The sequence below is a fragment of the Agromyces binzhouensis genome (assembly GCF_004135055.1).
GTDB classification, from domain to species: Bacteria; Actinomycetota; Actinomycetes; order Actinomycetales; family Microbacteriaceae; genus Agromyces; species Agromyces binzhouensis.
The window spans coordinates 1-20,090 of the sequence record NZ_SDPL01000018.1 but is presented as its reverse complement, the minus strand read 5'-3'; the positions used below and the strand labels follow the sequence as shown (position 1 = coordinate 20,090).

General features: G+C 71.7%; 23 protein-coding genes. 10 read left to right on the top strand and 13 right to left on the bottom strand.

Annotated features, from left to right (window positions below; genetic code table 11):
* The first annotated feature begins 104 nt into the window (after positions 1-104).
* A complete protein-coding gene (locus ESO86_RS02350; protein ID WP_207206984.1) occupies positions 105-1,103 on the top strand; it encodes a glycoside hydrolase family 3 N-terminal domain-containing protein in 999 nt (332 codons plus the stop codon).
* A 74-nt stretch (positions 1,104-1,177) separates the two neighbouring features.
* Entirely contained in the window at positions 1,178-1,744 is a 567-nt protein-coding gene (locus ESO86_RS02345; protein ID WP_129233292.1) for a YceI family protein, read from the top strand.
* Between the two features lie 106 nt (positions 1,745-1,850).
* Here ESO86_RS02345 and ESO86_RS02340 read toward each other — a convergent pair whose 3' ends face one another.
* Complete coding sequence (locus ESO86_RS02340) at positions 1,851-2,969, bottom strand: winged helix DNA-binding domain-containing protein (RefSeq protein ID WP_165307242.1); 1,119 nt, start codon at positions 2,967-2,969, stop codon at positions 1,851-1,853.
* A 113-nt stretch (positions 2,970-3,082) separates the two neighbouring features.
* On the opposite strand from ESO86_RS02340, the gene ESO86_RS02335 reads away from it, so the two are divergent.
* Entirely contained in the window at positions 3,083-4,681 is a 1,599-nt protein-coding gene (locus ESO86_RS02335; RefSeq protein ID WP_129233290.1) for an ABC-F family ATP-binding cassette domain-containing protein, read from the top strand.
* A gap of 42 nt (positions 4,682-4,723) precedes the next feature.
* On the opposite strand, the gene ESO86_RS02330 is transcribed toward ESO86_RS02335, so the two are convergent.
* From ESO86_RS02330 to arfB, 3 genes are all read right to left on the bottom strand, one after another.
* Positions 4,724-6,271, bottom strand: coding sequence for an adenylate/guanylate cyclase domain-containing protein (locus tag ESO86_RS02330; RefSeq protein WP_129233289.1), 1,548 nt, complete (start codon positions 6,269-6,271; stop codon positions 4,724-4,726).
* A gap of 26 nt (positions 6,272-6,297) precedes the next feature.
* Complete coding sequence (locus tag ESO86_RS02325; RefSeq protein WP_129233288.1) at positions 6,298-7,005, bottom strand: 4a-hydroxytetrahydrobiopterin dehydratase; 708 nt, start codon at positions 7,003-7,005, stop codon at positions 6,298-6,300.
* A gap of 136 nt (positions 7,006-7,141) precedes the next feature.
* Positions 7,142-7,579, bottom strand: coding sequence for an alternative ribosome rescue aminoacyl-tRNA hydrolase ArfB (gene arfB / locus ESO86_RS02320; RefSeq protein ID WP_129233287.1), 438 nt, complete (start codon positions 7,577-7,579; stop codon positions 7,142-7,144).
* A gap of 124 nt (positions 7,580-7,703) precedes the next feature.
* Here arfB and ESO86_RS02315 point away from each other — a divergent pair, with 124 nt between their 5' ends.
* A complete protein-coding gene (locus tag ESO86_RS02315) occupies positions 7,704-8,069 on the top strand; it encodes a DUF2200 domain-containing protein (protein WP_242492165.1) in 366 nt (121 codons plus the stop codon).
* A 39-nt stretch (positions 8,070-8,108) separates the two neighbouring features.
* Here ESO86_RS02315 and ESO86_RS02310 read toward each other — a convergent pair whose 3' ends face one another.
* The 4 genes from ESO86_RS02310 to ESO86_RS02295 form a co-directional block, all read right to left on the bottom strand.
* The gene (locus ESO86_RS02310) at positions 8,109-8,672 is read right to left on the bottom strand and encodes a dihydrofolate reductase family protein (protein WP_129233285.1); all 564 of its coding nucleotides are present in this window, start codon (positions 8,670-8,672) and stop codon (positions 8,109-8,111) included.
* Positions 8,673-8,790: 118 nt separating this feature from the next.
* The gene (locus ESO86_RS02305) at positions 8,791-9,702 is read right to left on the bottom strand and encodes an SURF1 family cytochrome oxidase biogenesis protein (RefSeq protein ID WP_129233284.1); all 912 of its coding nucleotides are present in this window, start codon (positions 9,700-9,702) and stop codon (positions 8,791-8,793) included.
* On the bottom strand, positions 9,699-9,971 hold the full coding sequence (locus ESO86_RS02300; protein ID WP_422836467.1) for a hypothetical protein: 273 nt from the start codon (positions 9,969-9,971) through the stop codon (positions 9,699-9,701). The genes ESO86_RS02305 and ESO86_RS02300 overlap by 4 nt, the downstream gene beginning before the upstream one ends.
* Positions 9,968-10,363 carry a DUF3099 domain-containing protein gene (locus ESO86_RS02295; RefSeq protein WP_129233283.1) on the bottom strand — a complete coding sequence of 132 codons (396 nt, stop codon included), beginning with the start codon at positions 10,361-10,363 and terminating at the stop codon, positions 9,968-9,970. The genes ESO86_RS02300 and ESO86_RS02295 overlap by 4 nt, the downstream gene beginning before the upstream one ends.
* Positions 10,364-10,550: 187 nt before the next feature.
* Here ESO86_RS02295 and fabG point away from each other — a divergent pair, with 187 nt between their 5' ends.
* Entirely contained in the window at positions 10,551-11,261 is a 711-nt protein-coding gene (fabG, locus tag ESO86_RS02290) for a 3-oxoacyl-ACP reductase FabG (RefSeq protein WP_129233282.1), read from the top strand.
* Positions 11,262-11,304: 43 nt separating this feature from the next.
* Here fabG and ESO86_RS02285 read toward each other — a convergent pair whose 3' ends face one another.
* From ESO86_RS02285 to glgC, 3 genes are all read right to left on the bottom strand, one after another.
* Positions 11,305-12,258, bottom strand: coding sequence for an SMP-30/gluconolactonase/LRE family protein (locus tag ESO86_RS02285; RefSeq protein WP_129233281.1), 954 nt, complete (start codon positions 12,256-12,258; stop codon positions 11,305-11,307).
* Positions 12,259-12,334: 76 nt separating this feature from the next.
* A complete protein-coding gene (serB, locus tag ESO86_RS02280; protein ID WP_129233280.1) occupies positions 12,335-12,997 on the bottom strand; it encodes a phosphoserine phosphatase SerB in 663 nt (220 codons plus the stop codon).
* Positions 12,994-14,241 carry a glucose-1-phosphate adenylyltransferase gene (gene glgC / locus ESO86_RS02275; RefSeq protein ID WP_129233279.1) on the bottom strand — a complete coding sequence of 416 codons (1,248 nt, stop codon included), beginning with the start codon at positions 14,239-14,241 and terminating at the stop codon, positions 12,994-12,996. The genes serB and glgC overlap by 4 nt, the downstream gene beginning before the upstream one ends.
* 101 nt (positions 14,242-14,342) lie before the next feature.
* On the opposite strand from glgC, the gene glgA reads away from it, so the two are divergent.
* The 3 genes from glgA (at position 14,343) to ESO86_RS02260 (ending at position 16,730) form a co-directional block, all read left to right on the top strand.
* Positions 14,343-15,533: a glycogen synthase gene (glgA, locus tag ESO86_RS02270; protein WP_129233278.1), complete on the top strand. Its 1,191-nt coding sequence runs from the start codon at positions 14,343-14,345 to the stop codon at positions 15,531-15,533.
* A gap of 51 nt (positions 15,534-15,584) precedes the next feature.
* Positions 15,585-16,373 carry an ABC transporter ATP-binding protein gene (locus tag ESO86_RS02265; RefSeq protein ID WP_129233277.1) on the top strand — a complete coding sequence of 263 codons (789 nt, stop codon included), beginning with the start codon at positions 15,585-15,587 and terminating at the stop codon, positions 16,371-16,373.
* Positions 16,374-16,481: 108 nt separating this feature from the next.
* Positions 16,482-16,730, top strand: a complete 249-nt coding sequence (locus ESO86_RS02260; RefSeq protein ID WP_129233276.1) for a type B 50S ribosomal protein L31 — start codon at positions 16,482-16,484, stop codon at positions 16,728-16,730.
* 46 nt (positions 16,731-16,776) lie between these two features.
* Here ESO86_RS02260 and ESO86_RS02255 read toward each other — a convergent pair whose 3' ends face one another.
* Together ESO86_RS02255 and ESO86_RS02250 are read right to left on the bottom strand one after the other, a co-directional pair.
* On the bottom strand, positions 16,777-17,259 hold the full coding sequence (locus ESO86_RS02255) for a hypothetical protein (RefSeq protein ID WP_129233275.1): 483 nt from the start codon (positions 17,257-17,259) through the stop codon (positions 16,777-16,779).
* Positions 17,260-17,312: 53 nt separating this feature from the next.
* The gene (locus ESO86_RS02250; RefSeq protein WP_129233274.1) at positions 17,313-18,014 is read right to left on the bottom strand and encodes an exonuclease domain-containing protein; all 702 of its coding nucleotides are present in this window, start codon (positions 18,012-18,014) and stop codon (positions 17,313-17,315) included.
* Between the two features lie 61 nt (positions 18,015-18,075).
* Here ESO86_RS02250 and ESO86_RS02245 point away from each other — a divergent pair, with 61 nt between their 5' ends.
* Together ESO86_RS02245 and ESO86_RS02240 are read left to right on the top strand one after the other, a co-directional pair.
* Positions 18,076-18,984: an alpha/beta fold hydrolase gene (locus tag ESO86_RS02245; RefSeq protein ID WP_129233273.1), complete on the top strand. Its 909-nt coding sequence runs from the start codon at positions 18,076-18,078 to the stop codon at positions 18,982-18,984.
* Positions 18,981-20,081, top strand: a complete 1,101-nt coding sequence (locus ESO86_RS02240) for a glycosyltransferase family 4 protein (RefSeq protein WP_129233272.1) — start codon at positions 18,981-18,983, stop codon at positions 20,079-20,081. Before ESO86_RS02245 ends, ESO86_RS02240 begins: the two co-directional genes overlap by 4 nt.
* Positions 20,082-20,090: the final 9 nt, after the last annotated feature.

Here is a 20,090-nt window from a genome sequence, read left to right as displayed (position 1 = left end):
CGCCGACGGCTCCCACGACGAGCGCGGCTGCGCCCTCCCCGTCGCCCACGCCCACGCCGACACCGCCCACTCCGGCCGAGTGGGCGACCGCGCGCGTGGCCGACATGACCGACCGGGAGCGCGCGGCATCCCTGCTGATGCTGCACGCGCCCGGCACGGATCCGACCGCGATGCGCGCCCTCGTCGACCAGGGCATCGCGGGCGTCATCCTGATGGGCGACAACATGCCGGGCTCCGAGGCCGAGCTCGCCGCACTGACGGGCGCCCTCCAGTCCGATCCGGATGCGGCGACCCTGATCGGCATCGACCAGGAGGGCGGCATCGTGAGCCGGATCGCCTGGGATCCCGCGCCGGGTCCGTACGAGCTCCGCGACCAGCCCGCGGCGGCGACGCGCGACGCGTTCGCCGCGCGTGCGGCCGCGCTCGAGGCATCCGGCGTGAACATCAACTTCGGCATCGTGGCGGATGTCACCGACGACCCGGCCTCGTTCATCTACGACCGCATCCTGGGGACGTCCCCGCAGGCCTCGGCCGAGCACGTCGCCGCGGCCGTCGAGGGCGAGCGCGGCACGGTGGCGAGCACCGTCAAGCACTTCCCGGGGCACGGTGCCGCGCCCGGGGACTCGCACGTGTCGGTGCCGTCCGCCCCGCTGACGCTCGAGCAGTGGCAGGCGGGCCCGGCCGTGCCGTTCGAGGCGGCGATCGACGCCGACGTCGAACTCGTGATGACCGGTCACCTCAGCTACCCGGCGGTCGACGCGGCGCCGGCCTCGCTCTCCCAGGAGTGGCACCGGATCCTGCGGGACGAACTCGGGTTCGAGGGCGTGCTCGTCACGGACGACATGCTGATGCTGCAGCACAACGGGCTTCCGGAGTACGCGGACCCGGGGGAGAACGCCATCCGCGCCGTCGCCGCGGGCACTGACCTGCTCCTCTACGTGCTCCCGTCCGACCCGTCCGAGTTCGGGATCAGCGTCGACGGGCTCGCCGCCTCGATCGCCGGTGCGGTGGCCGACGGGCGGATCCCGCCCGAACGCCTGGAGGAGGCCGCGATCCGCGTCATGGAACTGCGACGCGAACTCGTTTCGGGAACCGGGGAATAGATCGCTCCGGTCCATGCGTTTGCATCCTTCGTGGCCAACCGGCCCGTGAACGCAACGACTGGGAGAGACCCCGAATGACGACGACCGCGACGACCATCGAGATCCCCGGCTACCGCGCCGGGACCTGGACGATCGACCCGACGCACAGCGAGGTGGGCTTCAGCATCCGCCACCTCATGATCAGCAAGGTCAGGGGCAAGTTCGAGCGCTTCGACGCCACGTTCATCACCGCCGAGGACCCCCTGGAGTCGCGCGTGACCGCGTCGGCCGAGGTCGCCTCGATCACCACCAACGAGCCCAACCGCGACGCGCACCTCCGCACGGGTGACTTCTTCGCCGCCGAGCAGCACCCGACCATCGACTTCGTCTCGACCGGCGTTCGCGTCGAGGGCGGCGAGTTCAAGGTCGACGGCGAGCTCACCATGCGCGGCGTCACCAAGCCCGTCACGTTCGACTTCGACTTCGGCGGCTTCGGCGGCGACCCGTACGGCAACTACAAGGGCGGCGCCACGGCGAAGGCCGTCATCAACCGCGAGGACTTCGGCCTCAGCTACAACGCGGCCCTCGAGACCGGCGGCGTGCTCCTCGGCGAGCAGGTCACGATCACGCTCGAGCTGCAGGCGGCGCTCGTCCAGGAGTGATCGCATCCGCTCGGCCGCGCAGCGCGGCCGGGCGAACACGACGCGAGGGGTCGTGCCGGCGCATGCCGGTACGGCCCCTCGACCGCTTCCGCCCGGGCCGGCCGGGTCAGGGCGCCGTGGAGTCGATCCCCTGGAGGTCGAGGCCCTGGAACCTCGCCCACGCGCGGACCGGCCGCTCGAAGCGCGCCGCGGCGTCGGCGGACCCCGACTCGAACCAGCGCAGCTCCACGCGCGGCTTCGCCGCCGTGCCCGTGCGCTTCCACGTGCCGACGACCCGGCCGTCGAGCACGAGCGTCGGCTGGAACACGCCGTTGCCGCCGGGGATGACGAGGTCTCCGAACCGCGGATCGCACACGGGCGAGCGGTCGGCGTAGCCGAGGTAGTACTCGTCGAACCCCGCGAGCGCGAGCGCGCCGCTCGGGCGGGATGCCGCGGCATCCGTCGCACCGGACTCGACGTACCGGACGGGCCTGTCATCGGAAGGACGATCGGCGAACCGCTCGACCCGGTCGCCGGCGCCGTCGAGCGCGATGCGCGTGTCGCGCATCGTCAGCCCGCTCCACCAGGCGAAGTCGGCGAGCGTCACGGGGCCGTGACCGCGGACGTACGCGCTGAAGAGCTCGGCGAGCGTCCGCTCGGGGGAGTCGTGCTCGTCGGCACCGGGCGGCGCCCATTCGTCGAGCAGAGCGAAGTGCTGCACCCGGCCGTCGACGGGTCCGCCGCACAGCACGCCGTCGAGCGCCAGCCACCAGATCAGGTGGTAGGTCCTCGGGCCGTTCGCCTCGATCCCCGCCGTGCTCCAGAGCGTCGACAGTTCGTCGCGCGTGGCCGTGGCGCCCCCGGCGAGCTCGTGCTCGACCGCATCGCGCGCCGACCGGTACTCGGCCTCGCCGAGCTCGAGCGCCTCGTGTCGCCGCCGAGCGTTGGCGAGGACGCGCGGCGACGTGAGCCTCAGCGTGGGTCGGAGCATCCGCGTCGGCAGGATGTGCAGCGTGCCGCGCATCGGCCAGGAGCGCACGACCCGACGGTCGGCGAGCGCCGCGTCGATCGCGCCGGGCGTCGACCGCGCCATCCGCGACCCGATGACCCACTTCGCGGCGCCCAGGTCCTGCGCCTGGACCGCCCCCAGTCGCTCGACGACGCTCGCGGCGTCGTCGGCCGGGGTGCGGAACCCGTGCGATTGGAGGCGCACCGCGCGCGCGAGCTGGGAGGAACCGGTCGGCATGCGGCCAGTCTGCCGCGCACCGCCGACACGCGGCATCCGTCGCCCGAGGCTAGACTGGAGGGCTGTGCCGCTCGGCACGCCAACCCAACCCGCTCCCGGCCCCGGAGGTCACCGTGCTCGCCGTCCACGACCTCGAGATCCGCGTCGGTGCGCGCCTGCTCATGGAGGACGTCAGCTTCCGCGTCTCCTCAGGGGACAAGATCGGCCTCGTGGGCCGCAACGGCGCCGGCAAGACGACGCTCACCAAGACGCTCGCGGGCGAGACGCTGCCCACCGGCGGCCGCATCGACCGGTCGGGCGAGATCGGCTACCTCCCGCAGGACCCGCGCTCGGGCGACCCCGAGATGCTCGCCCGCACGCGGATCCTCGACGCCCGCGGGCTCGGCTCGCTCGTCGTCGGCATGCGCGAGGCGTCCGAGCGGATGGGGTCGACCGACCCAGTCGTCGCCGAGAAGGCCATGAAGCGCTTCGGGACCCTGACCGACCGGTTCACCGCGCTCGGCGGATACGCCGCCGAGGCCGAGGCGGCATCGATCGCGTCCAACCTGAACCTGCCCGACCGGATCCTCGACCAGCCGCTGAAGACGCTCTCGGGCGGCCAGCGGCGGCGCATCGAACTCGCGCGCATCCTGTTCTCCGACGCCGACACGATGATCCTCGACGAGCCGACGAACCACCTCGACGCCGACTCCGTCGTCTGGCTCCGCGAGTTCCTGAAGAACTACAAGGGCGGCGTCATCGTCATCAGCCACGACGTCGAGCTCGTCGGCGAGGTCGTGAACCGCGTGTTCTACCTCGACGCGAACCGCTCGATCATCGACGTCTACAACATGGGCTGGAAGCACTACCTGCGCCAGCGGGCCGCCGACGAGGAGCGCCGCAAGAAGGAGCGCGCGAACGCCGAGAAGAAGGCGTCCGCGCTGCAGCAGCAGGCCGCGCGATTCGGCGCGAAGGCGTCGAAGGCCGCCGCCGCCCACCAGATGGTCGCCCGCGCCGAGAAGCTCCTCTCCGGGCTCGAGGAGGTCCGCAGCGTCGACCGCGTCGCGAAGCTGCGATTCCCGACGCCCGCGCCCTGCGGGCGCACCCCGCTGACCGCCGCCGACCTCTCGAAGAGCTACGGCTCGCTCGAGATCTTCACGGCCGTCGACCTCGCGATCGACCGGGGCTCGAAGGTGGTCATCATCGGCCTGAACGGCGCCGGCAAGACCACGCTGCTCCGCATCCTCGCGGGCGTCGATCGCCCCGACACCGGCGTCGTCGAGGCCGGGCACGGACTGCGCATCGGCTACTACGCGCAGGAGCACGAGACGCTCGACGTCTCGCGGACCGTGCTGCAGAACATGGTGAGCGCCTCGCCGAACCTCACCGAGACCGAGGCGCGCAAGGTCCTCGGCTCGTTCCTGTTCACCGGCGACGACGTGCACAAGCCCGCAGGCGTGCTCTCCGGCGGCGAGAAGACCCGACTCGCCCTGGCCACGATCGTCGTCTCGGGCGCGAACGTCCTCCTCCTCGACGAGCCCACGAACAACCTCGACCCCGCCAGCCGCGAGGAGATCCTCGACGCGCTCGCGCACTACGAGGGCGCCGTCGTCCTCGTCTCCCACGACCCCGGCGCGGTCGAGTCGCTGAACCCCGAGCGCGTGCTCATCATGCCCGACGGCGTCGAGGACCACTGGAGCCGGGAGTACCAGGAGCTCATCGAGCTGGCATAGCGGGTCGACGCCGCAGACGCACCGGCCACGTTCCGCTCCGGGTCAGTCGGAGATGGCGTAGGCGGTGACCGGGTCCCGCTTCCCCTTGATGCGCAGGTCCGTCAGCGCCCTGGCGGGCAGGTCCCGGCGTCCGTCGAGCGCGCGGTAGGTCTCGGCGCTCATGAGGATGGGGGCACCGGCATCCTTGGTCCGGTCCTCCAGCCGAGCGGCGAGATTGACGGCATCGCCCATCACGGTGTACTCGATCCGCTCCCTGCCGCCGATGTTGCCGGCGATGACGGGCCCGCTCGCGATGCCGATCCCCGCCTGGAGGTTCGGGAGCCCGTCGACGGTCGCGTCCCGGTTGAAGGCCGCCAGCGCCCGACGCATCCCGAGCGCCGTCCTCACCGCGCGGTCGGCGTGATCGTCCATGGGATTCAGCGGCGTGCCGAAGACCGCCATGATGGAGTCTCCTCCGAAGCGCGTGACCACGCCCCCGTGATCGACGACGACCGACACCATGGCCGTCATGTACCGGTTGATCACGTCGACCAGTCGCGCGGGCGGCATCCGCTCGCTGAGCGTCGTGAAGTCACGGATGTCCGAGAAGACCACCGAGCAGTCGACGAGCGTGCCACCGAGCCCGGTCCCGGTCTCCACGGCGGCCTGAGCGACCTCGGCACTGACGTAGAGGCCGAACAGCTCCCGGAGTCGCTCGCCCTGCCGCAACCCGTCCGTCATGAAGTTGAATCGCTCGCCGAGGTATCCGAGCTCGTCGTTGGTGGTCACCGCGACCGTCGTGTCGAGCTCGTTGTCCTCCACGCGACCCATCGCCGTCTCCAGGGCCTCCAGCGGCCCCACGATGGCGCGCGCGACGAGGACCGCGGTGATCAGGCCGGCGGCCAACCCGACCCCGAGGACGAACAGCTGCACGACGATGAGGTTGTCCAGGATCGCCTGCGGGTTCCCGGCCTCGAGCACGGCTCGCGTGCGCACCTGCGACAGCACCACGAGCAGCGTCGGCGTGAGCCCGCCGATCAGGATGAAGGCCAGGAGCAGGCGCCTCCGCACCAGGAGCCGGAACGCGGGGATGCTGCTCAGGTTCCCATCGGGGAAGAAGGTCGGAATCTGTTGCCGCCAGATGAGGTCGGTGCCGAAGTAGACGATGGTCGTCGCGACGGCGCCGCCGATGGCGATCCCGACGAAGTTCCCCGGATCGTCGTAGAGGATCGCGAAGAACACGGCCACGAGCAGGCTGCTGACGGCGACCAGCGAGGCTCCGATCAGCGGCCACGTCAGCACCAGGCGCGCGACCTTCGGCGGCATCTCGGATGCGGGCGTGCCGGCCTCGATCAGGCCCAGCCACTTCCGGATCGGTCGCCCGAGCCAGATGACCATCGCGAGCGCACCGCCGAGGATGACCAGCCCGACCACCGCGAAGGTCACGATGCCCTCGGTCTGGAGCGAGCGCACCGCGTCGTCGTCGACCGGCATCGGATCGATCAGCGCGAAGTAGAGGAAGACGATCAGCGCACCGACCACGCTCGCGCCCGAGAAGAGCAGCGTGACCCTGCGGGAGATCTCCCCTGACGACGGTCCCGACGTTCGCATCGACGGGTCGACCTCTCGCACGCGCTTCAGTCCCCGGCCGCAGCGGACGCGTCGACGCAGACGACCCCGGTGTTGCCGTCCTGGTCGGCGATCACGGTGAGCGACGGCGCGTCGCTGTCGTCGACGATGGTACCACCCGCGGCGACGGCGGCGGCGATCCGCTGCTCGGCCACCTCCGGCGCGACGTAGACCTCGACGTGGAACCGCTGACGCGAGGTCGCGTGCCCGTCGGCGTCCCCGAACCACAGGTTCGGCACCCGCCCCGTGGCGTCCCGGATCTCGTCGCCGGGGGAGCCATGGCCCTGCGCCGCCGCGTCTCCCGTCAACAGCACGGCCCACACCGGGGCGATGGTCGCGGAGCGCGCCGTGTCGAGTCCGAGCTCGATGACGCTGACCGAGGTCGGGTCGGCGGCGATCCCATGGTCGGCGGCGATCTCGGTGATCCGCCGCGCCAGGTCGACGTCCAGCCGGGTCACCCATTCGACGACGTGTTCGGTGCCCTCGTCGTCGCGGTAGACGGCGTCCGCGCTCACCAGCTTGAGATCGACGTGCCCACTGCCGATCGACACGCTCGGATGGTGCCCGAGCGCGTCTCCCGCCTCGCCGACCGCCTGGACGAACCGCACGCCGGCGCCGAAGTCGTCGACCAGGTAGCGGGCGTGGAGCCCCTGGGCGAGCTTGCGCCACTCGGTCAGGTCGGCCTCGGCGATCTGGTCGCCCTTCAACATGTCCATGCCCGCAGTCCCCTCCGAACTCCTGCGCACAGCCCCCTCCCGTCGATGTCCGGAACGGACGCGGCCCGCGTCGTGGTGCGAGATCAGTCTCCGAGTGCTGCGGATGGGCCGCAACCCACGGCGGCCACCTCGGTGGTCAGTCGTCCGGCGGGCGCCGCAGTCGCTTGACGTCGGTGCGCCGCTTCTTCGCCTTCAGGCGCCGCTCCTCGGAACCGCGACTCGGACGGGTCGGTCGCCGCGACGGTGACGGCGGCCGCAGGGCCTCGGCCACCACGGCGGCGAGCCGAGCGCGGGCGGCGTTCCTGTTGCGCAGTTGCGCGCGGTGCTCGGAGGCCGTGACGGTCAGCACGCCGTCGACGACGCGGCCGCTCAGACGCTCCAGGAGCCGCTCCCGCTGCACGGGGGTGAGGGCGCCCGAGCCGGCCACGTCCCACACGAGTTCCGCCCGGGAGTCGGTGGTGTTCACGCCCTGCCCACCGGGACCGGACGACCGCGAGAAGCGCCACGTCAGCTCGGCCTCGGGGATCGTCAGCCGTGAGTCGACCCGAAGGCCGGGGCGGTGGGCAGCGGGCATGGACCCATCATCCCCGTTCCGTGCCGGGAGGGGGAGTGACGCGAGGCCGACCTCCTCCGCGTAGGCTCGGGGGAGGGTGACTTCGATCGGAGGGGGACGCGTGGCCGGACATCGGATCTTCGGGATGAGCTTCGGCAGCATCCACCCGCTCTACGTGCAGAAGGTCGAGCGGAAGGGCCGGTCGCGGGCGGAGCTCGACCAGGTCATCACCTGGCTCACGGGGTACGACGACGCGGGCCTCGCCGAGGCGATCGCGGACGGGCGCACCCTCGAGGCGTTCTTCGCGGACGCCCCCGCCCTCAACCCGAACGCCGCGCTCATCACGGGCGTGATCTGCGGCGTCCGCGTCGAGGAGATCGAGGACCCGCTCATGCAGAAGATCCGCTACATGGACAAGCTGGTGGACGAGGTCGCCCGCGGGAAGAGGATGACGTCGATCCTGCGCGTCCCCGAGGCGGCCGACGCCCGGGCTCGGCCGCGGGGTGCCTGAGCCCCTCGACGACGTCCTCGTCACGGAGAGGCGTCGCGTTCAGCGTCGCGTCTCGTACCTGGTCAGGACCACGCCGCCGGGAAACGTCCGGGTCTCCACCAGGTCCAGGCGCACCCGGCTGTCCAGCCGGGTGAAGAACGGCGTGCCGCCGCCCAGCAGGACGGGGTGGGTGACGATCGCAAACTCGTCGACGAGGCCGGACCGCATCGCCGCCGCGGCGATCGCTGCGCCGCCGACCCTCATCGGCCCGCCGTCCTCGGCCTTGAGCCGTGTGATCTCCGCGACCGCGTCGCCGGTGACCACGCGGGTGTTCCAGTCGACCTCTGCGACCGTCGACGAGAACACGACCTTCGGCGTGTCCCGCCAGTTCCGAGCGAACTCGATCTCCGCCGGAGTGGCGCCCGGCCGGCGGTCGCCGGTCGGCCAGTAGGAGCTCATGGTCTCCCACAGCCTGCGCCCGTACAGGAACAGGCTGATCGCCCTCTCCTCGTCGAGCCACCACTGGAACAGCGCGTCGCTCGGCTCGCTCCAGCCGAGGTCGTCGCCCGGCGCGGCGATGTAGCCGTCCGCGGACACGTTCATGCCGTAGTGCAGTCGCCGCATCGAGCCCGTCCTCCGTCAGTGTGCCGAGGATGCCTAGGCTCGCACATGCGACCGGCGTCCGTCACAGAGGTCGGTCGCCTCGTGCCACGAAGCGATCCGCGGGTCCCTCGGAGGAGTCCTACCGACGGTCGAGGATCTCGTCCTCGACGTCGGCATCCGAGCGGCGCCGATCCGCCTTCGCCGGACGCGCCTGCTCGACCGGGCGACCCGATCGGCCCGTCGACTCCGCGGCGGGCGAACGCCCACCCCGGGCCACGCGATCGCCGTCGGACGGCGACGAACCGCCGCCCGCGGCATCCGCCTCGAGCACCTTGCGCTCCTGGTTCGCGAACCAGGCCAGCGCGATGAAGGCGAGCAGCGCGAACACGAACCACTGCAGCGCGTACGACAGGTGCGGGCCCTCGTCGCGGACCGGGCGGGGGAGCGCCACCGGCGGCTCGCCCGCAGTGGCGCCGGATTGGATGAGGATGCCGTAGGCGCCCGTGTAGGCGGGAGCGTCGACCCGTTCGGCGAGCTCGTCGAGGTCGATCGTCGCCAGTTCGGCGCCCGACGACGTCCGGCCGGCGATCCGCCCCTCGCCGGCCTTGAGGCGTGCGGTGATCTCCACCTCGCCCGCGGGCGGTGGCGCGACGACCGACGGCCGGCCGTCGGAGTCCTGCGGGATCCAGCCGCGATCGACCATGAACACCGTGCCGTCCGTGAGCAGGAACGGCGTGATCACCTCGAAGCCGGTGCTGCCGCCGAAGGGTCGGTTGCGGACCACGACCTCCTCGGACGCGAGGTACTCGCCCGTGGCGGCGACGACCTGCCACCGCTGGTCGATGTCGAAGTCGTCGCGCCCGGGGAGCGCCTCGGCGAGCGGCACCGGCTGGGCGTCGTAGTTCGCGTCGATGCGCGCGACCTCGGCGAGCGCCTCGGCGCGACGGTTGAGTTGCCAGGTGCCGAGTGCCGAGCAGGCGATCGCGAACACGATGACGAGCGCGAGGTAGCCCGCCCACCGGGGCGATGCGAGGAACCGCCAGCGGCTCATGCGCCCTCACCGCCCGGGACGGCGTCACGGCGGAGCGGCGCCTCGGGCGCGGCATCCGTCGCCTCGAACGCCTCGACCCGCACGGGGAACGAGCGCGACGCGAGGAACTCGCGCAGGTACTCGACGTGCTCGTCGCACGCGAGCCACGTCTTCACGCGGTCCTCGGCGTGGATCTTCGGGTTGCGCCAGTCGATGCGCCATGTCGCAGGCTCGCGGCACCCCGCGCGGGAGCAGCCGCCCTGCGGGGCGGCCGAGGAGAGGCCGATCACCGGTCGCCCTCCCGATCGTCGCCGGGGTGGTCGGTGTCGGCGTCGGCCGCGGGAGCGGCGTCATCACCGGCGGCGGGCCCGGGAGCGCCCGCGGCGTCCGTCGTCGTCCAGTCGGTACCGCCGTCGGCACGGGGCAACGGCACGAGCCCGCCCGGGCTCTCGACGTCGGAGCGCCGCGTCGTCGCCACGTTCGCGACGACGACCGCGAAGTACGGCAGGAACACCGCGCCGAGCGCGAAGACGAGCAGCCACCAGCCCTGGACGAAGAGCAGCGCGATGATGCAGACGACACGGATCGACATCATGACCGTGTACTTGATCATGCGCGAACGGCGTTCCTCCTCAGGCGACGGAGGCAGCGACGTGATCGACTGCAGGGGTGGGTGCTTCATGGTGGTCGCCGTGGACTGCGGCGCTCCTCACCTCAAGCCTACGTCCGCTCCGGTCGACGGATGCCGCGTACTCGGCAAGCTCTATGCTGGGACGGGTCGCGCGGCCCCTGTCGCGGACCCATCGGGTCGCCCGCGTCGGATTCGGCGCGATCGCCCCCACAACCCCCGAGAGAGACGGAGTCCCGCCATGACCACGAGCCGCACGGTGCTGGTGACCGGAGGCAACCGGGGGATCGGCTACGCGATCGCCGAGGAGTTCGTGGCGCAGGGTCACCGCGTCGCCGTGACCGCGCGCTCCGGCGAGGGCCCCGCGGGCACGCTCACGGTCCGCGCCGACGTGACCGACGCCGAGTCGATCGACCGGGCCTTCGGTGAGATCGAGGCCGAGCTCGGCGCCGTCGAGGTCGTGGTCGCGAACGCGGGCATCACGCGCGACACGCTCCTCATGCGCATGAGCGAGGAGGAGTTCACGAGCGTCGTCGACACGAACCTGACGGGGGCGTTCCGCGTCGTCAAGCGCGCGTCGAAGGGCATGCTGAAGGCCCGCTTCGGCCGCATCGTGCTCATCTCGAGCGTCGTCGGGCTCTACGGCGGCGCCGGGCAGGTCAACTACTCGTCGTCCAAGGCCGCGCTGGTCGGCATGGCACGCTCGATCACGCGCGAGCTCGGCGCGCGGGGAATCACCGCGAACGTCGTGGCGCCGGGCTTCATCGAGACCGACATGACCGACGCGCTCCCGGAGGCGCAGCAGGCCGAGTACCGCAAGAGCATCCCGGCAGGCCGGTTCGCGACCCCGTCCGAGGTCGCGAAGGTCGTCGCATGGGTCGCGGGCGACGACGCCGGCTACATCTCCGGCGCCGTCATCCCGGTCGACGGCGGCCTCGGCATGGGGCACTAGCGAGGCGGATGCCACGTCCCCGGCGCCGACCGCGCCGTGACCGTCAGCGATCGATGCGGATCGCCTCGTAGGTGGTCGTCGGCGTCGGCGGCGTGCCGAACCGCGCGTTGGGCAAGTAGAGGCCGTTCCCGAACGAGTCCACCGTCGTGGGCACGTCGAAGTCGGTGCTCGTGAGCGTGTCGACCACCTCGCCGGCGGTGCCGGACGGGTCGAGCCGGATCTCGGCCACCTGGTTGAGCTGGTTCTGCACCACGTAGAGCGTGCGGCCCATCACGAGCATCCCGTCGCCGTTGTGCAGGCTCGCCCCGCCCAGGTCGACGGCGGTCGCGTCCCCGGTCGCCGGGTCCACCCGGTAGAGCGTCGCGGTCGAGCTCTGGATCACGAGCAGCGACTTCCCGTCGGGCGCGGCGACGATGCCGTTGGCGTTGAAGAAGCCCTGCTGCACCCACTCGCCACCGAGCGGAACCGTCTCGACCTCGGAGGGCTCCGGCAGCGCTCCGCCGGGGCCGAGCGGGAGCCGGTAGAGCTCAGCGGCGAAACTGTTGGTGAACCACGCGGCATCCCGGGTCACGATGACGTCGTTGACGAATCCCGAGCCGTCTGCGAGCTGGTAGGACGCGAGCACCGCGCCGGTGGCCGGGTCGATCACGCGCGCATCGCCGGCATCGCCGCCCGAGACGAAGAGGCGGCCCATGGCGTCGAGGTCGAGGCCGACGGAGGGCGTGCCCGGACCCTCGCTGACCACCTCGCCCTCGCCGCTCCGCAGGTCGGCGGCGTAGATGTCGCCGTCGGCGAGGGATCCGAAGTAGGCGGTGCCGCCCGGCGCGATCGCGATGCCCTCCGGTTGGAAGCCGTCCGGCAGTTCGATGACCGATTCGACCGCACCACCGCCGGCCGACGACGGGGGGATCGCGGCGGCCGGCGACGCGACCGAGGCGATGAGGAGCGCGGCGAACGCGCCCACGGCGGACGAACGTGCGACGATGCGGCTGTCCATGACGTCAGGCTAGGCCCGACCGGTGCCGACTGCGACGGGTTCGCACGCGACTCCCAGCCGCGAGCGACGAGCGGGATCAGCCGCGCAGTCCCGCGAGTGCGAGCACGCCGCTGAGGTCCACCCGGTCGATCGCGACATCCGCCTGAGCCCGCACGACCGGCTTCGCGCAGAACGCGACGCCGAGCGCGGCGCGTTCGAGCATCCGCAGGTCGTTCGCCCCGTCGCCGACCGCGATCGTGCGCGTGAGCGGCGTGCCGGAGGCTGCCGACCACTCCTCGAGCGCGCGCCGCTTCGCCTCCGCGTCGACGATGTCGCCGAGCACCCGACCGGTGAGCCGGTCGCCCTCGACGTCGAGTCGGTTCGCGCGGCAGAAGTCGAGCCCGAGACGCTCGGCGAGCGGGTCGAGCAGCTCGTGGAATCCGCCGGAGACCACGCCGATGCGACCGCCCGCGGCGTGCACTCCGCCGATGAGTTCCTCCACGCCCGCCGTGGGCGTGAGCCGCGCGCGCGCCGCGAGCACCTCGGTGACCGGCAGGCCGGCGAGGGTCGCGACCCGCTCGCGCAGGCTCGCGGCGAAGTCGAGTTCGCCGCGCATCGCGCGCTCGGTCACGGCCGCCACGTGCTCGAGGCTTCCCGCGGCTTCGGCGAGCAGCTCGATGGCCTCCTCGCGGATCAGGGTCGAATCGGCGTCGAGCACGACGAGGAGGCCGCCGGAGCGGCCGGTGGTGCCGTGGCTCACGCGTGCTTCCGCACGTGGGACCCCTTGCCCACGACGGTGATGCCGCTGTCGGTGACGACGAAGCCGCGCGCGCGGTCCTCGGCTCGGTCGACGCCGATGTGCGCACCGGCCTCGACGACGACCTCCTTGTCGAGGATGGCACGTCGCACCGTCGCCCCCGCCTCGATGCGGGCACGGTCGAACAGGATCGAGTCGGACACGTTCGCGCCCGAGCCGACGATCGCCCACGGACCGAGGACGCTGCGCTCGACGTGCGCGCCCGAGATGACCGAGCCGAGCGAGACGATCGAGTCGATCACGGTGCCGAGCGAGCCGCGCGCGTCGCGCGTGAACTTCGCGGGAGGCGAGTTGACCTGCTGGCTGAAGATCGGCCATTCCTGGTTGTACAGGTTGAAGACGGGCAGCACCGAGATGAGGTCCTGGTGGGCTTCGAAGAAGGAGTCGATCGTCCCCACGTCGCGCCAGTAGTAGCGGTCCCGGTCGGTCGAGCCGGGCACCTCGTTGCCCTTGAGGTCGTAGACGCCCGCCTTGCCCTGGGACACGAAGGCGGGGATGATGTCGCCGCCCATGTCGTGGCTGGAGTCGGTCCGCTCGCCGTCCTGCAGCACGGCGTCGATCAGCGCGTCGGCGTTGAAGACGTAGTTGCCCATCGAGGCGAACACCTCGCCCGGCGAGTCGGGCAGCCCGTCGGGGTCGCTCGGCTTCTCGAGGAAGCGGTGGATGCGGTCCGGCGAATTCGCGTCGACCTCGATGACGCCGAACTGGTTGGCGAGCGAGATCGGCTGGCGGATGGCGGCGACGGTCGCCTCGGCGCCCGAGTCGATGTGCGCCTGGATCATCTGGCTGAAGTCCATGCGGTAGACGTGGTCGGCGCCGACGACGACGATGATGTCGGGCTGCTCGTCGTAGATCAGGTTGAGGCTCTGCAGGATCGCGTCGGCCGACCCCGAGAACCACCGCTTGCCGAGGCGCTGCTGCGCCGGCACGGATGCCACGTACGAGCCCAGCATGCCGTCGAGGCGCCAGGTCTGCGACACGTGCCGGTCGAGGCTGTGCGACTTGTACTGGGTGAGCACCACGATCTGCTGGAGCCCCGAATTGATCAGGTTCGACAGCGCGAAGTCGATGAGGCGGTACTGGCCCGCGAACGGCACCGCGGGCTTGGCGCGGTCCTCGGTCAGGGGCATGAGGCGCTTGCCTTCGCCGCCCGCGAGCACGATTCCGAAGATCTTCCGCGTAGCCATGTGCCCAGCGTAGTCAGCAGGACGCCGCCGACGACAGGTGGTTGACGGCGCGTGACCGCAACTCTTGACGGCGCGCGACCGATTCGGACTAACGTGGCCGCATGCGAGTCGACCTGCTCACGCGCGAATACCCGCCCGAGATCTACGGTGGAGCCGGCGTGCACGTCGCCGAGCTCGTGCGCGCACTCCGCCGCGACATCGACGTGCGGGTGCGGTGCTTCGGTGCGCCGCGCGACGAGGCCGGGACGACGGCGTACCCGACGCCGACCGAGTTCGCGGGCGCGAACGCCGCGCTGTCGACCATGGGGGTCGACCTCCTGATGGCGCAGGATGCCTCGGGCGCCGACCTCGTGCACTCGCACACCTGGTACGCGAACTTCGCGGGCTTCACCGCCAAGGCGCTGCACGGCATCCCGCATGTCGTCACCGCCCACAGCCTCGAGCCGCTCCGACCCTGGAAGGCCGAACAGCTCGGCGGGGGCTACCGCGTCTCGAGCTGGGTCGAGCGCGCCTCGTTCGAGGACGCGGACGCCGTGATCGCCGTGAGCGACGGGATGCGCCGCGACATCCTGCGCTCGTACCCCGACATCGACCCGGCGAAGGTCTCGGTCGTGTACAACGGCATCGACCTCGCCGACTGGCGCCCCAACGACGACCCCGACCTGGCGCGATCGCTCGGGCTCGACCCCGACCGCCCGTCGATCGTGTTCGTCGGCCGGATCACGCGGCAGAAGGGCCTGCCGTACCTGCTGCGCGCGGCGCGATCCCTGCCCGACGACGTGCAGCTCGTGCTGTGCGCCGGGGCGCCCGACACCCCGGAGATCATGGCCGAGGTCTCGGGGCTCGTCGACGATCTCGCCGAGACGCGCCAGGGCGTGGTCTGGATCGACCGGCACCTGCCGAGGAACGAGCTCACGGCGCTCCTCACCGCGGCGACGTGCTTCGTCTGCCCCTCGGTGTACGAGCCGCTCGGCATCGTGAACCTCGAGGCGATGGCGTGCGGCGCGGCGGTCGTCGGCACGGCGACGGGCGGTATCCCCGAGGTCGTCGACGACGGCGTGACGGGCGTGCTCGTGCCCATCGAGCAGCACGACGACGGCACCGGTACGCCGCTCGATCCCGACCGGTTCGTCGCCGATCTCGCCGCTGCGCTCGAACGCGTGGTCGCCGATCCCGACCGCGCGCGCGAAATGGGCGCGGCGGGCCGACGGCGCGCGGAGGAGCACTTCGCGTGGGACGCGATCGCGGCCGAGACGCGGGCGCTCTACGAGCGCGTCCTGGCGGGCCGCTGAGGGGTGCCGCGTGCGCGGGTCCGTCCGCCGGGTCCCACTAGGCTGGAGACCATGGCGTCTACGGTTCTGCAGTTCCAGCATGTGTCGGTGATTCGCGATGGCAACACGATCCTCGACGACATCGACTGGAACGTGGCCTCCGACGAGCGCTGGGTGGTCCTCGGGCCGAACGGCGCGGGCAAGACCACGCTGCTCCAGATCGCCGCGGCCGCGATGCACCCCACGCGCGGCTCGGTCGAGGTGCTGCAGGAGGCGCTCGGCAAGGTCGACGTGTTCGAGCTTCGCCCGATGATCGGGTTCGCCTCGACGGCGATGGCCCGGCTCATCCCGCGGAACGAGAGCGTGCTCGACACCGTGCTCACCGCGGCGTACTCGGTCACCGGCCGATGGAACGAGGAGTACGAGTCGATCGACGACCGTCGTGCGCAGCGCGTGCTCAAGGAATGGGGCCTCGACGGCTTCGCGGAGCGCCGCTTCGGCAGCCTGTCGGACGGAGAGCAGAAGCGGGTGCAGATCGCGCGTTCGGTCATGACCGATCCCGAACTGCTGCTGCTCGACGAGCCGGCGGCGAGCCTCGACCTCGGCGCTCGCGAGGAGCTCGTCGCGCTCCTCGGCGGCTATGCGTCCTCGAAGTCGTCGCCCGCGATCGTCATGGTGACCCACCACGTCGAGGAGATCCCCGAGGGCTTCACGCACGCCCTGCTCCTCGCCGACGGCGGGATCCGCTCGGCGGGACCGATCGCCGAGGCGCTCACGTCCGAGACGCTCAGCGACACCTTCGGCATGCCGATCGAGCTCAGCGAGCGAGACGGCCGCTACACGGCGCGCGCCGCACGGTGACGCACCGAGAGGCCCGTCTCTGCTAGAATCGTGTTTTGGCCAAAGGCCGACGCACTTCCCTGCCCTCGAGGCGGGATGACCCCAACATCCGATCAAGCAAGGATTCTCATGAAGACCGACATCCACCCCGAGTACAACGCCGTCGTCTTCCGCGACCTCGCCTCGGGCGAGACGTTCCTCACCCGCTCGACGGTCACGAGCGACAAGACCATCGAGCTCGACGGCGAGACCTACCCGGTGATCGACGTCGAGATCTCGTCGGCCTCGCACCCGTTCTACACGGGCAAGCAGCGCATCATGGACTCGGCGGGTCGCGTCGAGAAGTTCAACAAGCGCTTCAAGGGCTTCGGCGCGTAAGACGCTCCACGACAGGGGCGGGCGACTCCGGTCGCCCGCCCCTTCGTCATGCCCGGGTGAGCCCCGCGGCCCAGTCGAGCGCGTCGAGCTGCGCCTGATGCGCGGTGATGCGCCCGGCATCGAGCGCCTCGCCCGCGGCGAGCAGTGCCGCCGCCTCGTGCGGCGTGCCCGTGCCCTCGTCGATCACCGAGCGCGCGCGGTCGACGAGCTCGCGGATCGAGATGCGCTCGTGCAGGAACTGCGCGGCGAGCTCGCGGAGCGCGAGCCGCAGCGTGGCCGGGTCCCGCGGGTCGGGCACGGCGGTCCCGAGTTCGGAGAGCGCACGTCCGAGTGCCTCCCGGAGGTCCCACGGCGAGTCCGCGTCGGACATGCCGGCGAGCTCGTGCAGCGCGGGAGAGTCGAGCCCGGCGACGGTGGCCTCGACGGCCGCGTCGACGAGGAAGCCGGGCGGGCTGTCGCCCAGGATCCAGAGGGCGCTCGACTCGACGAGCGCGTCGGTCGCTGGGCGTTCGGGGAGTCGTTCCGCCATGGCTCAAGACTCCCACCTCGGGCGCTGCGGCGCGACGGACTTCCGGCCCGGATTCAGCGGAGCGGCCACGCCCCGGACGTGGTGAACTCGGGCTCGCCGTTCATCCGCCGCCACTCCTGGTAGCTCTCGGCCTGCTCGCGCGACCAGTCGACCTGGCTGGCGTGGAGCTCGGCGATCGTCGTCGCCGCGACCTCGGGGAACGAACGGGCGATGGCCTGGGCGACCCGGCCCGCGGCGATCGCGTCGGCGCCCGCGTCGTGCGCCGCGGTGAGTTCGACCCCGTAGTGCTCGCAGGCCGCCGTCAGTGTCCGCTTGCCGCGCCGGAAGCGGTCGACGGCCTTGTCGATCACGAGCGGGTCGATCACGAAGCCCGGGCCGCGGAACGCGTCGTGCGCGTAGCGCTCGGCCTCGCGGTGCAGCACGGACAGGTCGTATGCGGCGTTGTAGGCGACGATCGGGTAGCCGCGGCCCGCGGCATCCCGCAGCGCGTCGATGATCTCGGCGACCGCCTGCGCGGCGGGCCGCCCCTCGAGTCGCGCCCGCTCGGTCGTCACGCCGTGGATGAGCGTGGCCGCCGTCGGGATCTCGACGCCGGGGTCGACGAGCCACTGGCGCTGCTCGAGGACGGCCCCGTCGGCCCCGATCACGCCGACGTGGGCGGTGACGATGCGGCACGTGTCGATGTCGATGCCGGTGGTCTCGAGGTCGAACACCGCGAGGGTGTGGGCCCAGGATGCGACGGGGGAGGGCTCCATGCCGGTCACGGTATCGGCGGCCTCCGACAGTGCCCAGGTGACGCGCCGTAGGATGCTGGGGATGATCGCCTCACCGTACGCCGTCGACCTCGCGCGGATCCCCGTCCGCGAGCACCGTGCCCTCGTCCGGGGCAGCGAGACCGCATGGTGGGAGTACGGGCCGGAGGACGGCCCCGTCATCGTCGCGGTGCACGGCTTCCGCGGAGACCACCACGGCCTCGAGCCGATCGTGGCGAAGCTCCCCGGATACCGCGTGATCATCCCCGACCTGCCCGGGTTCGGCGCGTCGTCGACGTTCGCCGACCGACCGCACGACATCGATGCGTACGCCGACTGGCTCGTCGCCTTCGTCGACGAGACGGGCGTGGCGGATGCCGCGGCGCACGCCGGCGAATGGACCCTGCTCGGCCACTCGTTCGGCTCGATCGTCACGAGCGCCGCGGTGGCAGCCGGCCTCGCGCCCGACCGTCTCATCCTGCTCAACCCGATCGGGGCGCCCGCGCTCGAGGGGCCGCGCGCGATCATGACGAGGCTCGCCGTCGGCTACTACCGGGCCGCCGCGGCCCTCCCCGAACGCGCCGGCTTCGCACTGCTCCGCAACGGCGCGATCGTGCGGGTCATGAGCGTCACGATGGCCAAGACCCGCGATCCGGAGCTGCGACGCTTCATCCACGACCAGCACGACCGGTACTTCTCCGCGTTCGACGACCGCGACGCCGTCCTCCAGGCGTTCGAGGCATCCGTCGGCCACGACGTGCGCGAGTACGCACCCGCGATCTCCACTCCCACCCTGCTCGTCGTCGCAGAGGAGGACGACGTCACGCCGCTCGAGGCCCAGTACCGGCTGCGGCCGCTCTTCGAGGACGCGACGCTCGCCGTCATCCCCGACGTCGGCCACCTGATCCACTACGAGACGCCCGGCGAGGCGGCGGGACACATCCGCGTGTTCGTCGAGGGGGAGCGGGCGTGAGGCTCGTCGTCGACTGCCGGTACGTCCGGATCGACCACCACGACGGCATCAGCCGGTTCACGGCGGGCATCGTCGCCGAACTCGCCGAGCGGCATCCGCTCACCATGCTGATCAGCGACCACCGGCAGCTCGACAAGCTGCCCGCGCTGCCGTGGGAGATCGTGAGCGGGCCGACGAGCGTGCGCGAGCCGTGGGTCGCCCGCCAGGTGCGCAAGCTCCGGCCCGACGTCGTCTTCTCGCCCATGCAGACCATGGGCTCGTGGGGGCGCGACTACGGCCTGGTGCTGACGCTGCACGACCTGATCTACTACGAGAACCGCACCCCGCCGCGCGACCTGCCGGCCTTCGTGCGGGTGCTGTGGCGGCTGTACCACCTGATGTGGTGGCCGCAGCGGATGCTCCTGAACCGCGCGGACGCGGTCGTGACGGTGTCCGAGACGAGCGCGGGCCTCATCCGGAAGCACCGCCTCACGAAGCGACCGCTCACGGTCGTCCAGAACGCCGCCGACGAGATCGGCACGCCACGGCTGCCGCGCGCCCGTCCCGAGGGCGGCCGGCTCGTCTACATGGGCTCGTTCATGTCGTACAAGGGCGTCGAGACGCTCGTGCGCGCGGTGTCGCAGTTGCCCGACCACGAACTGCACCTCATGAGCCGCGTCTCCGACGAGCAGCGGCAGAGGCTGACCCGCATGGCGCCCGAGGCGCGACTCGTGTTCCACGACGGAGCGACCGACGAGGAGTACGCGCGAGTGCTCTCCGGCGCGACGGCGCTCGTCACGGCGTCGAAGGCCGAGGGCTTCGGCATCCCGCTCGTCGAGGCGATGCGGCTCGGCACGCCCGTCGTCGTGAGCGACATCCCGATCTTCCGCGAGATCGGCGGCGAGGCGGCGACCTACTTCGCCGTCGACGACGCGGATGCCGCGGCTCGCGCGATCGCCTCGCTCGACGCGCCCGGGGAGTGGGAACGGCGGTCCGAGGCATCCGTCGACGTCGCGCGCCGGTTCACCTGGGGCGCCTCCGCCGAGCGGTTGCTCGACGTGCTCGTCGAGGTCGGCGGCACGAACGGGCGGGCCGCGCACTCGCGACGGCGGCGCTGAGCCCGAGGC

Excerpts from the sequence above, each read along its gene's own strand:
- ESO86_RS02310 (WP_129233285.1), bottom strand. The coding sequence starts at position 8,672 with ATGCGGCGACTGCACTACGGCATGAACGTGTCCGCGGACGGCTACATC.
- ESO86_RS02295 (WP_129233283.1), bottom strand. The coding sequence starts at position 10,363 with ATGAAGCACCCACCCCTGCAGTCGATCACGTCGCTGCCTCCGTCGCCT.
- ESO86_RS02250 (WP_129233274.1), bottom strand. The coding sequence starts at position 18,014 with ATGGAGCCCTCCCCCGTCGCATCCTGGGCCCACACCCTCGCGGTGTTC.
- glgA (WP_129233278.1), top strand. The coding sequence starts at position 14,343 with ATGCGAGTCGACCTGCTCACGCGCGAATACCCGCCCGAGATCTACGGT.
- ESO86_RS02330 (WP_129233289.1), bottom strand. The coding sequence starts at position 6,271 with ATGCGAACGTCGGGACCGTCGTCAGGGGAGATCTCCCGCAGGGTCACG.
- ESO86_RS02260 (WP_129233276.1), top strand. The coding sequence starts at position 16,482 with ATGAAGACCGACATCCACCCCGAGTACAACGCCGTCGTCTTCCGCGAC.
- ESO86_RS02245 (WP_129233273.1), top strand. The coding sequence starts at position 18,076 with ATGATCGCCTCACCGTACGCCGTCGACCTCGCGCGGATCCCCGTCCGC.
- ESO86_RS02255 (WP_129233275.1), bottom strand. The coding sequence starts at position 17,259 with ATGGCGGAACGACTCCCCGAACGCCCAGCGACCGACGCGCTCGTCGAG.
- glgC (WP_129233279.1), bottom strand. The coding sequence starts at position 14,241 with ATGGCTACGCGGAAGATCTTCGGAATCGTGCTCGCGGGCGGCGAAGGC.
- ESO86_RS02265 (WP_129233277.1), top strand. The coding sequence starts at position 15,585 with ATGGCGTCTACGGTTCTGCAGTTCCAGCATGTGTCGGTGATTCGCGAT.
- fabG (WP_129233282.1), top strand. The coding sequence starts at position 10,551 with ATGACCACGAGCCGCACGGTGCTGGTGACCGGAGGCAACCGGGGGATC.
- ESO86_RS02315 (WP_242492165.1), top strand. The coding sequence starts at position 7,704 with ATGAGCTTCGGCAGCATCCACCCGCTCTACGTGCAGAAGGTCGAGCGG.
- ESO86_RS02350 (WP_207206984.1), top strand. The coding sequence starts at position 105 with ATGACCGACCGGGAGCGCGCGGCATCCCTGCTGATGCTGCACGCGCCC.
- ESO86_RS02325 (WP_129233288.1), bottom strand. The coding sequence starts at position 7,005 with ATGGACATGTTGAAGGGCGACCAGATCGCCGAGGCCGACCTGACCGAG.
- ESO86_RS02340 (WP_165307242.1), bottom strand. The coding sequence starts at position 2,969 with ATGCCGACCGGTTCCTCCCAGCTCGCGCGCGCGGTGCGCCTCCAATCG.
- ESO86_RS02285 (WP_129233281.1), bottom strand. The coding sequence starts at position 12,258 with ATGGACAGCCGCATCGTCGCACGTTCGTCCGCCGTGGGCGCGTTCGCC.
- ESO86_RS02305 (WP_129233284.1), bottom strand. The coding sequence starts at position 9,702 with ATGAGCCGCTGGCGGTTCCTCGCATCGCCCCGGTGGGCGGGCTACCTC.
- ESO86_RS02345 (WP_129233292.1), top strand. The coding sequence starts at position 1,178 with ATGACGACGACCGCGACGACCATCGAGATCCCCGGCTACCGCGCCGGG.
- arfB (WP_129233287.1), bottom strand. The coding sequence starts at position 7,579 with ATGCCCGCTGCCCACCGCCCCGGCCTTCGGGTCGACTCACGGCTGACG.